The 12989-nt window shown below is 47.2% G+C and carries 16 protein-coding genes and 1 riboswitch; of the genes, 2 read left to right on the top strand and 14 right to left on the bottom strand.

Annotated elements, in window-relative coordinates:
* The 3 genes from ACSNJE_RS02300 to pyrR all read right to left on the bottom strand — a co-directional run bounded on the left by ACSNJE_RS02300 (position 1) and on the right by pyrR (position 2949).
* On the bottom strand, positions 1-1293 hold the full coding sequence (locus tag ACSNJE_RS02300; RefSeq protein ID WP_052217147.1) for a dihydroorotase: 1293 nt from the start codon (positions 1291-1293) through the stop codon (positions 1-3).
* Positions 1277-2218: an aspartate carbamoyltransferase catalytic subunit gene (locus tag ACSNJE_RS02295; RefSeq protein WP_013120694.1), complete on the bottom strand. Its 942-nt coding sequence runs from the start codon at positions 2216-2218 to the stop codon at positions 1277-1279. The genes ACSNJE_RS02300 and ACSNJE_RS02295 overlap by 17 nt, the downstream gene beginning before the upstream one ends.
* 182 nt (positions 2219-2400) lie before the next feature.
* Complete coding sequence (gene pyrR, locus ACSNJE_RS02290; RefSeq protein WP_013120695.1) at positions 2401-2949, bottom strand: bifunctional pyr operon transcriptional regulator/uracil phosphoribosyltransferase PyrR; 549 nt, start codon at positions 2947-2949, stop codon at positions 2401-2403.
* A 298-nt stretch (positions 2950-3247) separates the two neighbouring features.
* On the opposite strand from pyrR, the gene ACSNJE_RS02285 reads away from it, so the two are divergent.
* Complete coding sequence (locus tag ACSNJE_RS02285) at positions 3248-3520, top strand: hypothetical protein (RefSeq protein ID WP_052217148.1); 273 nt, start codon at positions 3248-3250, stop codon at positions 3518-3520.
* Between the two features lie 37 nt (positions 3521-3557).
* Here ACSNJE_RS02285 and ACSNJE_RS02280 read toward each other — a convergent pair whose 3' ends face one another.
* The 9 genes from ACSNJE_RS02280 to ACSNJE_RS02240 form a co-directional block, all read right to left on the bottom strand.
* Positions 3558-4142, bottom strand: a complete 585-nt coding sequence (locus tag ACSNJE_RS02280; RefSeq protein ID WP_052217149.1) for a restriction endonuclease — start codon at positions 4140-4142, stop codon at positions 3558-3560.
* Between the two features lie 349 nt (positions 4143-4491).
* A riboswitch (cyclic di-GMP riboswitch) is annotated at positions 4492-4642 on the bottom strand.
* A 98-nt stretch (positions 4643-4740) separates the two neighbouring features.
* Positions 4741-5706: an RluA family pseudouridine synthase gene (locus tag ACSNJE_RS02275; RefSeq protein ID WP_474659507.1), complete on the bottom strand. Its 966-nt coding sequence runs from the start codon at positions 5704-5706 to the stop codon at positions 4741-4743.
* Between the two features lies 1 nt (position 5707).
* The gene (gene lspA, locus ACSNJE_RS02270; RefSeq protein WP_495251895.1) at positions 5708-6175 is read right to left on the bottom strand and encodes a signal peptidase II; all 468 of its coding nucleotides are present in this window, start codon (positions 6173-6175) and stop codon (positions 5708-5710) included.
* A gap of 96 nt (positions 6176-6271) precedes the next feature.
* Positions 6272-7021, bottom strand: coding sequence for a TraR/DksA C4-type zinc finger protein (locus ACSNJE_RS02265; protein ID WP_495251894.1), 750 nt, complete (start codon positions 7019-7021; stop codon positions 6272-6274).
* A gap of 23 nt (positions 7022-7044) precedes the next feature.
* Positions 7045-7569: a nitroreductase family protein gene (locus ACSNJE_RS02260; protein ID WP_495251893.1), complete on the bottom strand. Its 525-nt coding sequence runs from the start codon at positions 7567-7569 to the stop codon at positions 7045-7047.
* Between the two features lie 13 nt (positions 7570-7582).
* Positions 7583-7888, bottom strand: coding sequence for a DUF5665 domain-containing protein (locus ACSNJE_RS02255; protein ID WP_474773213.1), 306 nt, complete (start codon positions 7886-7888; stop codon positions 7583-7585).
* 135 nt (positions 7889-8023) lie between these two features.
* The gene (locus ACSNJE_RS02250; RefSeq protein ID WP_013120703.1) at positions 8024-8470 is read right to left on the bottom strand and encodes a threonine/serine exporter family protein; all 447 of its coding nucleotides are present in this window, start codon (positions 8468-8470) and stop codon (positions 8024-8026) included.
* Between the two features lie 13 nt (positions 8471-8483).
* Entirely contained in the window at positions 8484-9266 is a 783-nt protein-coding gene (locus ACSNJE_RS02245) for a threonine/serine exporter family protein (protein ID WP_495251892.1), read from the bottom strand.
* Between the two features lie 293 nt (positions 9267-9559).
* Complete coding sequence (locus tag ACSNJE_RS02240) at positions 9560-9715, bottom strand: hypothetical protein (protein ID WP_160315502.1); 156 nt, start codon at positions 9713-9715, stop codon at positions 9560-9562.
* Positions 9716-9847: 132 nt separating this feature from the next.
* On the opposite strand from ACSNJE_RS02240, the gene ACSNJE_RS02235 reads away from it, so the two are divergent.
* Entirely contained in the window at positions 9848-9973 is a 126-nt protein-coding gene (locus ACSNJE_RS02235) for a hypothetical protein (protein ID WP_495251891.1), read from the top strand.
* A 300-nt stretch (positions 9974-10273) separates the two neighbouring features.
* Here the strand turns inward: ACSNJE_RS02235 and ACSNJE_RS02230 are convergent, their stop codons facing one another.
* Positions 10274-11722 carry a cytochrome c3 family protein gene (locus tag ACSNJE_RS02230; RefSeq protein ID WP_474773215.1) on the bottom strand — a complete coding sequence of 483 codons (1449 nt, stop codon included), beginning with the start codon at positions 11720-11722 and terminating at the stop codon, positions 10274-10276.
* Between the two features lie 225 nt (positions 11723-11947).
* Positions 11948-12955 carry a 6-bladed beta-propeller gene (locus ACSNJE_RS02225; RefSeq protein WP_013120706.1) on the bottom strand — a complete coding sequence of 336 codons (1008 nt, stop codon included), beginning with the start codon at positions 12953-12955 and terminating at the stop codon, positions 11948-11950.
* Positions 12956-12989: the final 34 nt, after the last annotated feature.

Raw genomic sequence — 12989 nt, 5'->3', positions numbered from 1 at the left:
CTACAATGTCCTGTTGTTCATCACAATTTTACCCTGTACAATCGTATAAACAGGCAGAGCTTTTAAGCGCCTGCCGATAAATGCGGAATTTCTGGCTTTAGACGCAAAATTGTCGGGATTAACTGTCTCTTCCAAAGCCGGGTCAATTATGGTAATATCCCCATCGTATCCCACAGTCAAAGAACCCTTGCCCTGCAGCCCGAAAATGGCAGCCGGACGCACAGTTAATTTGGCTACAGCTTCCTTTAAGTCTAAAATTCCCTTCTCCACAAGTTCCTCATAAATTAACCCCCAAGCGGTTTCCAGACCGATCATCCCGAAGGGAGCATAATTGTATTCGACATCTTTTTCCTCCACAGTGTGGGGAGCATGGTCTGTGGCAATAATATCTATGGTGCCGTCTTTCAACCCTTCTTTCACAGCCTGTACATCTTCAGCAGACCGCAATGGAGGATTCACCTTTGTACTCGTATCATAATTGCCCACCGCTTCCTCAGTCAGTGTAAAATGGTGCGGCGTGGCTTCGGCAGTAACCCGGAGGCCTTTTTTCTTAGCCATGCGCACCAGTTCTACAGAACCCCTGGTACTTACATGAGCGATATGAAGTTTCGCTCCCGTAACTTCTGCCAGCAGTATATCCCTTGCTACCATAATCTCTTCGGCAGCCCTGGTTATGCCGCGCAAGCCAAAGAGGGTGGAACAGTACCCTTCATTCATAACGCCGTCGGCAACTAACTGCTTGTCTTCACAGTGAGAAATTATCGGGATATCAAACATCATAGCATATTGCATGGCCAAACGCATAAGCTGAGCGTTGGCAACAGGCTGTCCGTCATCAGATATGGCTATTGCGCCGGCCTGGTACATATCGCCGATTTCAGCCAGTTCTTCACCGCGGGACCCCTTGGTAATAGCGCCGATGGGAAAAACATGTACAACCCCCTCAGCCAGAGCCTTGGCTTTGACAAATTCTACCAATGCCCGGTTGTCAATAACAGGATTGGTGTTCGGCATACAGGCAACGGAAGTAAAACCACCCCTGGCCGCCGCCCTTGTCCCTGTGGCAATAGTTTCCTTGGCTTCGTACCCAGGTTCCCGCAGATGTACATGCATATCTATAAATCCGGGAAAAACCCATTTCCCCTGGGCATCAATCACTTCACAGTCATGCCGGGAAACATCAATTTGTGCCCCGACGGAAGCAATTTTTCCATTTGTAATATAAATATCTGCTACCTGATCCATATTATTGGCCGGGTCAACTACCCGCCCGCCTCTAATTAGCAGGTTCATGAGGGTTCCCTCCTCCCGCCAGTAAGTAAAGCAAAGCCATCCTGACCGCTACCCCGTTGGTAACTTGTTCATTAATAACCGCTTCGACGCTGTCAGCCACATCAGGAGCAATTTCAACACCGCGGTTCATCGGACCCGGATGCATGACTATAACATCAGGACTGGCGACCTTGAGCCTGTCCTTCGTAACGCCAAAAATCCGGGCATACTCCCTGATAGTCGGGAATAATCCCTTCTGCTGCCGTTCCAACTGTAGGCGCAGAACCATTACCACATCCGCATCCTGTAAACCTTCCTCCAAATTGTAATAAGGCTTTGCCCCCATTTTTTCAATTTCCGGCGCCATCAGGGTGGCCGGGCCGACAACTCTAACCTCGGAACCCATTTTCGTCAGCCCGAAAATATTGCTCCGGGCAACCCGGCTGTGTAAAATATCCCCTACAATTGCCACCCTCAGGCCCGCTAAAGTACCCTTTTTCTCCCTAATGGTATACATATCCAGTAGAGCCTGGGTCGGGTGTTCATGGGCTCCGTCCCCGGCGTTAATAACACTGGCCGAAACATGTCTGGCCAATATATGCGGAGCGCCGGCAACAGGATGTCTTAAAATAACTACATCGGTCCCCATAACCTCTATGGTTTTGGCCGTGTCTTTCAGCGATTCCCCTTTAACCACGCTGCTGGTGGAAGTGCTGATATTAATAGTATCAGCGCTCATATATTTCCCGGCCAGCTCAAAAGAGGTTCGAGTTCTGGTGCTCGGTTCGTAAAACAGGTTTACCACCGCTTTGCCGCGCATAGTCGGCACCTTTTTGATTTGGCGCTGAATAATTTCCTTCATAGGCTCAGCCGTATCAAGAATCAGGGTGATTTCATCAGCCGTCAGGTCCTTTAACCCCAACAGGTCTTTCCGGTTCAGACTCACCGTCAGTATCTCCTCCTCATCGGCGCTTGGCGCTCCGTGGCACCAAGGGCATGAATCATCCAACGGGCCACTTGCCCACTGACCGCCCGGTCGTAATAGAAAACCTCCTTATCAGCGCAAGCCAATAAGGAGGTGCTGCCATCTCACCACCCTTATTGGCCTCACCGGACCAAGTTAAAGGGTTACGCTTCACCTTCTACAATGATAACCCGTTCTTCGCCGTCTATTTCCTGGAGCTTACACTCGATAATTTCCTTCTTGGAAGTAGGGACGTTTTTGCCTACGTAATCCGCCCTGATAGGTAATTCCCTGTGGCCCCTGTCTATTAAAACAGCCAACTGAATAGACCTGGGCCGGCCCAAATCCATCAAAGCATCCATAGCGGCACGGATGGTCCGGCCTGTATATAAAACATCATCAATAAGGATAACGGTCTTCCCTTCAATATCAAAAGGTATGTTTGTTTTTTGCAAAACCGGCTGATTATTAATTGTTGTCAAGTCATCGCGATAAAGGGTAATATCCAAAGTCCCAATGGGAATCTCTTTATTTTCAATTTCCTTAATTTTTTGCTGCAGTCTCTGGGCCATTGGCACACCCCGGCGCCTGATGCCTACCAGAACCACATCGTCAATTCCTTTATTCCTTTCAATGATTTCGTGCGCAATACGGGTTAAGGCCCTACGCATGGCTTCCGCATCGAGAATCTGGGTCTTTTCCTGAAGTTTCATTTTACAACACCTTCCGCTTTTAATATTTTTGAACCCCTTTAATTATGCCTGTGGCCAGGCGGATATATAAAAATACCTGCGTACCAAGCGGCAAGCAGGCATAGTTTCCCCAATTAACAAAAAACTGTATACTCCTTACTAGCCTCTCGGACTAATTTAAAGGGACTTTTTATTCTTCTGTTAGTTTACCAAATCGGCCGGAGAATGTCAAGGAAAACTGCACCAGCATTTTTGCACCTTTATTTATCGCCGGTCATATTAATGTATAGAAAATTATTATATGGAGGAGGAGAAGCAAATGTATTTTCACCCTTACCACCCGGGTTTCTACCCAGGTTATAGTTATCCATACAGCCCCATGGGAGAAAATCCGAGTCAAATAATTGCCTGTACCGACCCGATAGTTCAGCACGGTATGAAAGAGCTTAAGGCTCGCGTTCCCATACGCCATGTTTTGAGAGAAGTTGCCGCCGCAGCTTACCTGGCAGGTATGGGCTATGCGCCCACGGAAGCTATAGCTGCTGTTGAAAGATGGGAAGAAATGGGTTATTTCCCGCCTGCCAGAAGATAACGAGGATAGGAAAAGCTAGGGTGATACCCTAGCTTTTTTATGCCACTCGCTCCTTTCCCACCTGCTGCATCTGGACCTTGCTACTCCGGCCGGGCATCTTAGACTTGTTAGCACGAAAATACGAGAGCAGTCCAAGCAAATCACCCCTGTCGAACAGCAATACTTCCAATTGTTGCGCCGCCTCCTGAGCTTTGGGAGTAAAAAAGCCGTTTGTAATAACCATTCCTTCTGTGCAGCCATACACATCACTGCCGTTGCCTGCCGTCAGGACCGCCCTGCTGCCGACTCTGTAACGGGGCAAAGTATGTTTTATCACTACGGCTATCTTCTTCGTGCCTTTATGGAGAATAAGGTCTATCCCCCCCTGGCCGGCTGATTCTCCGCCTATTTTTTTCACCAGGAACCCCTGCCATTCAAACATTCTAATTAAAAGGAGGACAAACTGTTCCTCTGCCAAATGGTCTATCTGATAAATATCAGCGGAACGAATATTTTTATATCTCTGCTTATAACGAAGGTACCTTGTATAATAAATACCGGCTCCAAACATCAGAAAAACCGACAGCACTATCGTCCATAATACCAATACAAAATCGTAAACGGTAATAGCATAACTTACCATATTTTTCACACCTTTAAAGGAAGACTGCTTCCTTTTTTAAGGAGCTTCCTTTGTTAAATCCTCTAATGATATTATAGTATATTTTACAGCGAATTGGTAGTGCCTCCCGCCCCGGAGGCACAGGTCGAAAACTAAAAAAAGACCCAAATCACCGGTGCAGGATTTTCCTGCGATTTGGTTCAGGACTATAAGTTTTAGTCCGGGTAATCCTGGTGGGGGGATTAAACCAAATTCATTTGCCGGTGACTTGAGTTGGATGAGGGCTATTTGGGGCAAAACGGGCAAGGTTCTCAATAAAAAAACCTATCCAGTTACCAAGGACAGGTTAAACACATTGTGCGAGAACACCTTCGGTAACCCGGCTGTCGTAAATCAGCGACCAGTGATCCACAGCCAGTAACCGGTTTATTTTTTATTTACCGGTCACTGGTCACTAGTCACCAATTCGTAGACCCGTGGCTTTGCGTCCCAGATTTTCACCTGGTTTGCCGTTTCGGGACCCAATATTTATTTTCCAAATATATTATAATAGCCATAAACCCAAGTTGTCCAGACTAAATTTTCCATTTTTCGAGAAACCGTTATTTTCCGGTGCACATTAACCCCGCAATTTACTAAGGATATTGTTGAAGTATTCCGGCAAAGGAGCCTTAAATTCCAGGTATTCACCCGTGCGAGGATGGTGAAAACCTAAAATGTGCGCATGTAGCAGTTGACCCGTCTGGCCGAACTCGTTTTTGGCCGGCCCGTAAACAGGGTCACCCACTACCGGATATTTGAGGTAAGCCATATGTACCCTGATTTGGTGGGTGCGCCCGGTCTCCAGTTTACATTCTATAAATGTATATTTGTTGAATCTTTCTAAAACTTTATAATGAGTTACGGCCGGTTTAGAATTTTTGGTTGTTACGGCCATTTTTTTTCGGTCCTTCGGATCCCTCCCAATTGGTGCTTCAATGATGCCCGCCGGCTCCGGGATAACCCCATGAATCAGGGCTAGATACCTTCGCGTTACGGTGCGGTCTTTGATTTGCTTGGCCAGGCTTGCATGTGTCTCGTCATTTTTTGCCGCCATAATAACACCGGAGGTATCCTTGTCCAGGCGGTGAACTATTCCCGGTCTCATCACCCCGTTTATACCCGATAAATCTTTACAGTGCCACAACAGGGCATTGACCAGAGTTCCCGAATAATTACCCGGCGCAGGGTGTACTACCATTCCCTGGGGTTTATTGATTACAATCACATCTCGGTCTTCATACAAGATTTCCAGAGGGATGGGTTCCGCCGATACTTCCAGTTCTTCGGTATAAGGTATTTCCACCCGGACAAGTTCTCCTGCCTTCAGTTTATAATTAGCTTTTACGCGGGTACCGTTAACGGTTATATATCCGTCCCCAATCAGCTTCTGTATGTAACTGCGGGATAAATGGTCAAATATGCCGGCTAGATATACGTCTATCCTTGTGCCCGCATTCTCAGACGAAATGATTTCCTCAACTATTTCTTCCACTGCTTCTTCATCTTCAGCCTTATCGTATTCGAGAGTTTCCCGGTCTCCCACCCTACTCACCTCCCGAAGCGATACCAGGCTGATCTTGCTTGTCGGAACGCCAAAACTCCCAGAACAGCAATCCAACCCCAATTACAATGGCGAAATCAGCAATGTTAAAAACCGGCCATACCCGAAAATCCAAAAAGTCTATTACATAGCCGTAAATTAATCTATCCGTTAAATTACCGATGGCTCCGCCAAACTGCAGGGCTAAAGCAATTAGCAACAGCTTCTTTTCCTTTGGAATTCGCCTGTAAAAAAAAGCCACTACCGACAATACTACTACGGTCACCACTATAAAAAAGGTAGTTTTGTGCGCCAGCATCCCAAAAGCAGCTCCGTAATTGTGTACATAAGTAAGATGAAAAATAGGGCGTACAAGAGGGATAGACTGGCCAGGCTCCATATATCTCTGCACCGATATTTTTGTAAGCCTGTCAACGGTAAAGACAATTATGGCAATTAACCAAAAATACATCTGAATTCCCCTTTTGGCTCGCTTAATCGGCCCATGCCAAACTCAGTATAGCATAAAATTTTCCTTTGAGAAACCAGGGAAATTAAAAAGGGTGTATTATTTTTTATCATTATCTGCCCGCACATCGTCTCCGTAAAGGCTTACATTATCATCGAACAATTCATCATCCTGCCCGTCGAAGTCCTGGTAAAACATCCCGTCTTTATGCTTTTCATAGGGAATTGATTCCACATCCTGCACAGTGCCTACATTTTCGTCGGCATCAATATACATGTGGTCGTAATCGGTTATCCCATGGACACTGATATCCTGGGGGGTTTCGGAAGTTCCCCAACGAGCCACCTGCTGCCATGCATCTTCTCCGTCAAATTCTATCTCGTCTTCCGCACCGCCCAGTTCAAACTGAGAATCATCGTGGGTCCGCATACCAAAAGGCGGAGCTATCACATCCTCCTCAATGGGCCTGATATGCCGGTCCGGCAATTCCTCATCCTTCTCCTTACACTCAATACAGTAAGTAGTAGTAGGCATAGCCTCGAGGCGCTCCCTCGGTATTTCCTTACCGCATCTTTCACACCTGCCATAGGTACCTTCCCTGATCCTCTCCAGGGCGTCCTCAACTTGATCCAACTGGATGCGGGTCGCCTCCCTTAACGCTATATCTTTGCTCCTCTCGAAAAGTTCATCGCCTATATCGGCCGGGTGGTTATCATAAGCAGAAAGTTCACTTAGAGAATCCCCCAGAGAAGTATCCAAGGTTGATTCCATACGGTCTATTCTTGTCAACAAATCTTGTTTTTCCTGCTGTAACCTTTGTTCAAAATACTGTAGTGATTGCCGGTCCAAGTCAAATCCCCCTCATTAACTAATTATTCATATAGAACTACTATGTCATCTACTGAACTCCTGGCCGGGGCTTTTACTTCGCCGCCGGGATAACCAATAGGAATGATGGCTACAGGCCTATGATCAAAGGCCAGTCCCAGGGTTTCCGACACGGCTTTTTCATCGAAGGCTCCGACCCAGCAGGTGCCCAATCCGTAACCCGCAGCGGCCAGCATAATATTTTGCACCATGGCAGCAGTATCCTGAATGGCGTAAAGATTTCTTCCCCGGTCCCCGTAACGGGCAGCCGATTTTTCCGGCAAAGCGCAGACCACAAATACAACCGGCGCCTGAGCCACAAATTGCTGGCCGAAGGCAGCCGCAGCAAGCTCTTGCTTCTTATCTTTACTATAAACAACAGCAATTTTCCACGGCTGTATATTACCGGCGCTGGGAGCCCACCGGGCTGCGTCCAGCAACCGGCCAACAGTAGCGGCCGGAACTTCCGCATCTTTAAATCGCCTTATACTGCGGCGTTCCAATATCGCTTCAATTACGTCTCTTGTCATTGTATCCCACCCTTTACTGCATTTTTAGCTGAGCCTGCACAATCCTTACAATGTCGGCAATGAAGTCCCCGATAACCGGAAGATTAAGCACCTGTAATCTTTGCAAAGTATAGATCAATATAGCGCCTAACAGGGTGAAACCTATTGCCATACCCAGCCCCCGGGCTATCCCGGCAAAGAAATTAATAAAAAACAGGCGCGTCGGCTTATTTAATAACTCCACATACTCGGCCAGCTTCATTTTTTCCATGGCCAGTCCCAGCTCTTCAATTTTCTTATTCAGATAATTCATATCTTCAGGAGGTTTTTTAGTTTCCATCTACTTTCCCCCGTTTAAATTATAATTTACCCCAAAGGAATAGTCTTTACTAATTTATTTCACAAGGGAAAAAAATAGCCGGACCTCTTTACGGACTCCGACAAAAAAATATGGGTTCACATATACTGATAAGTCTCACTTAACATCCTCCCTACCCCGGCGCAAGATAATTTTTAAGTTGCGCACCACTAAAGGAGGCAAAGCTAACCCCGTTGCCAGGTAAGAAGCAATGAGAAAAGCCTGAAAAAATAACTTTAACCCGTCAATAAACCTGTTTTCCAAAAAGGCCAACATGGAATTGTAAGCCACCAGTCCGGGAACCAGCGGAATAATGCCTGATACCACATAGACCGTAACAGGTTGTTTCTGAACCCGGGCAAAAAATTCCCCCAAAGTCCCTACAACGAGGGCGCCGATGACCACAGCGACCAGCTCCGGCATGCCGCTACCGACTGCCACCTTGTTAGCAGTCCAGCCGAGCATACCCGTAATTCCTGCTGTAAATAAGGCTGATGGGGGTATTCGCAAAGTTACCCCGGTAAATAAAACCGTAATTAAAGCCAGAACCATTTTTGTTGCCAACAGCCATCCGCTCCTAAAACAATACCTTTCTAAGATGGTCAAAATAAAGGGCAAGAGCTAAACCCACACCTCCCGCCAGAGCTGCCGAAACAAGGATGGCTTCAACCATTCTTAAAATACCCGATAAGAGGTCGCCCGTAATAAAATCCCTTACCGCGTTAGTTAGGGCAACCCCGGGAACCAGCGGAAGCAGTGCACCAACCACAATTCTTCCCATGTGCTGACCAAAACCCAGGTCAACAAAAAAACCTCCCAATAAACCGGCAACCAAACCGCCTACATAAATCTGTAAAACATAGGCCAGGTTAAAAGCCGTGATACCGATAATCACCCTGACCAAGGCCGCTGCCATCAGAGCCGGCAGAAAATCGGCCCCGCATCCTCCTAACAGAATGGTAGCAGCCCCGGAAGCCAGCGCTCCGGCAAATAACACGCCCAAAAAAGACATACGTGAAGGTGTCGGCTGTTCCAAATCACGAACTGTTTTTAAGCCTTCTTTCAGAGATATTCTCCCGGCAGCATATTTTCTGGAAATATCGTTAATTATTGAGACCACGTGCAGGTTAATATCTCTGGCGTAAATACGTTTAGCTCTTGTTAACCTGACGCCGTCAAGTTCTCCGTTTATGATGATTCCTGTAGGAAAAACAATTACTTCTGTATTATGAAAACCGGCCCGGTTACAAATGCGGTTAATGGTATCCTCCACGCGGGAAGTTTCCGCACCGTTTCTCAGCAGCAGTTCTCCGGCCAATCCGGCAAATTCTATGGCTTCATGACCGCTAATAGCAATCATCCCCAAATTCCTTTTTTCTTATTATTTGACAGGCGTAAATCACTATGCAAGAGTTGGTTGAAAAAATAACCTGTGGTAAAAAAAAGGGGCCTGTTAAGGCTCCCTTCAGGCCGTTGACAAAGATATCTCGGATAAATTTGTGGAGCTTAAATATGTTCCGGAGGCTCTAATTTAATCCACCGGTTTTTTATGGAGGGGTAGGTGAAGCAGCATTTTGGAAGGGTGGGTGGGGTGTCCCGGCTACCCCGGAGCTTTGTGCTGGAGAATGGCGGCAGGGTAGGAGGGTGTCTCCGCTACCTGGGAGCTTGGTGCTGCAAACCCTTGCCGTTCAGGCAGCGTTCCCGAACTCGATGGCTCATATAGCATTTCTTAAAAGCCGGGCCGCCTCCCGTCCGGTCACTCAACCTGCGTTGAGCGCCGGGCTTCCCGGCGGCCTTCGCCATCTTCAAACATGCGGGAACTCCTCTGCCTGCCCGGCAGCGGTTTTGCGGGCGCAGTCGCTCCCAAACGGTAGGCGGAGAACCCTGCCTACCCTTCCCTGGGTAAGGGTGAGAAAGAGGCCGCCCCGGTGAAACAATAAGTTGCGACTTGGTGGAGGGCGGCAAGCCTGTGTTAACGACAGTGAGGGCTTGAAATCACTGTTTCCGGAACGGACGCCGGAAACCCGGCTCAAACGCCATGGACGGCGATTTGGCCGGGTTCAGTGATTTCAACCAAACGGAGTTTACACTGTCTCCGCCCGTAACCTTGGAGCAACGGTTGTTTACCTTCATAGCGGTTACAGCAACTCACGGCTGTGGTTTTGCAGCATAAAGCTCCTGGGTAGCGAAAAACCCCACCCACCCTTCTAATGAACTGAATTGGAAATATTGGAGTGGAGGAATCATTTAAGCTCTCTTCAATCGTACTAATTAGACTTTGTCTAAAATCTGAAGGGAGCCTGTTAAGGCTCCCTTTTTTAGTGGCTACCGGTTAATGAACTTTACCAAATCACAATTTATTTAATTTTAGTGAACGGGGTTAGTACCAGCGTCAACAGTATTCCAGTAGAAGTCGTTGTTCTTCAGTTGTTCAGCCTTGGAGTCAGTATGGCACTTGTAGCAGACAGCCATGTTGTAGTAACGCTTCAGAGCAGAAGATGCGTTAACGTCAGTACTTACACCCTGTTGATCACGAGCATCCTTCATGATGCTGTTGTCTGTACCGTGTGCATAGTGGCAGGACAGACATACCATGTTGGCGTTAGGAGTACCGTTAGCATCCGGCTCGCCAATCATACCGGCCTTGAGGCCTTGTACGATTTTGTGACGGAATGCCTTGGAGAAGGTACCGGTTTCAGTCTGAGCGCTGTTGGAGTTGTAGTCGGTATGGCAAGCAGCACAGTAAGCGTTTACGCCTTTCTGATAGCTGGTTACCTTAACTACAGGAATACCGGCTACAGTTTGCAGCAGTTCTTCATTCATCTTAACAACAGTAGCAGGAGCTATGTCCATTTGGATGTCAGCAGGGTTGACACCATTCAGTACACCGTTGGGGTCGGTGAAGAAACCGCCACGGTAGTTAACTTCCAGTACATCGTTCCAGGACTTAGATGGGTCGCCCGGATACTTGTAAGAAAATTGACCGGTTGCCGGATCCTTAACACGGATCTGGGTCCAGTAAACTTTCGGCTTACCATAAGTGTAACCGTAGAGCCATGGACCGGCAATAGCCTTACCGGCAGAATCTTTGGCAGTATATTTGCCGGTAGCTGAATCAAAAGCAACAGTAGCGTTAACTATCTTGGTACCACCCTGGTCAGGAGTACGGGTACCGAGACCATTCGGGTTGTAGTGAAGCAGCCTATCACTGTAGGAACCGTGTGGGCTGTGGCAGCTAGCGCAAGTGAAGTCCTTGCCCCAGGTGTTCGGATCAGTGCTGGTTCTGTTACCACCGGGAGCTGCACTTACCTTCATAGCGCCGGTAGCCAGGTGGACGGAAGCACCGTTAGCAGGATCACCGCCGAAGGTACCGGCATTAGAAGCCATAGCGCCATCAGCAAATACGTTGTAGAAACCTAAAGTACCGTCATGGCATGCAGTACAGGTGTTGTAGATACCGTTCCTGAACAGTAATTGCCGGCCGGAAGCGGTGTGTGTCTGGTGACAGGAAGCACAGGAGTTGGTATCGTTGGCATATTCGCCGTGAGTTCTTTGACCGTTTTTGTTCTTAATTACAGTTGCAAAGCTTTCAGTAGTACCGGTAGCGCCTTCACCGGTTTTGTTGGCGTTAACCAGGCCGTTGGAGAGATCCCACGAATTAGTGAACTTAGTACCACTAGTCTCATTTAATTGGGCGGTAAACTTGTCAGACGTGGAATCTGGTGGGTAGTTACCAGGAGCAGCCATAGCTGCAGCTAAACCCACTGTAAAAAGAAGGGCCGCAGATAATGCCAAAGCTAAACCAAATTTTTTCACTTTTGTGTTTCCTCCTTTAGTACTTAAAGATAATTCTGAGGACTTGACCTTTGTCATGCCACCTTTCACCCCCTTTCTCTGACAGGCTAGGCAAGTCTGTCAGTGGCAAAGCCACATAACAGCGTAAGTGATTAAAGAGGGGTTTCCCCTAAATCCCGGAAAACCCCGGTATAAATTATCAGCAGGAGGAAGAAGCTGAAATTGATTAGGACAGATATATAAACCTTAAGACTGGTATACTGTTACACGGGCATTAGCGGTATCGGTAATATACACGCGGCCCTGGTCGTCAACATAGAGGCCGTTTGGTAGGGTAAATTGTTCATTATCCTCCCCCTGGCCGCCAAAGGAGAATATCTTTTTACCGTCTTTGTCAAAACCATAGATAAAGTGAGTCAGGTTGCTGACTACCAGAATATTGCCTTTTCTGTCTATACCAATACCTCGCGGGTTAACGAAAACAGAGTCGCCTTTACCATCTTTGGAACCGTTGATAATCTTCATAAATTTGCCGTTTTTATCAAAGACCTGCACTCGCTGGTTACCCGTATCAACTACATAGATATTGCCATCCCTATCGACAGTAACGGCATTGGGAGCCAGGAACTGTCCGGGTTCCCTGCCGGGCTTACCGATAGTCTTTAGGAGTTTGCCCTGCAAGTCAAAGACCAGTACGGCATGTTTTTTCACATCTGTTACATAGAGCTTGTTGTCATCGATAAACAACCCTGCCGGGGCGGCGATTATATTTTCCGAAGGTTTTTTCTCGGCAAAGTAATTCAGAAATTTGCCATCAGCATCAACTACAGAAATTGCACCTGTATAAAGGTCTGCTACATAGAGCTTTCCGTCTTTACCGGCTAACCCGTAAGGAAACTGGAATTTCCCGGGTTCAGAGCCGTATCCGCCGAATATTTTTAAGGGGTTCCCTTCATAGTCAAAAATCTGTACACGGTGGTTATTGGTATCACTGATATAAATCTTGTTATCCATAACGGTTACTGCCATCGGCTTTTCAAATTCCCCACCGCCGAATTTACCGTAGATAACCTTTAGAAAAGTCGGTTGCCCGGTTAGATTTTGGGTCACTTTGGGTACTATTTCAAAAGGCGACTTATTCATCAGATAAGAATAACCGAAACCAATTACGGCAATCATAAACATCAACTGAATCAACCAATAAACGTATTTACGTTTAATTTGGATCGGTCTTCTCTCGGCAATCGTAGTCATTTATTGTTCTGGCCTACCCTTGTAGACCAGTCTT

Source organism: Thermincola sp. GK-1 (assembly GCF_059412445.1).
Note: the sequence above shows the minus strand (reverse complement) of the source record. Positions and strands in the feature narration are given on the sequence as shown.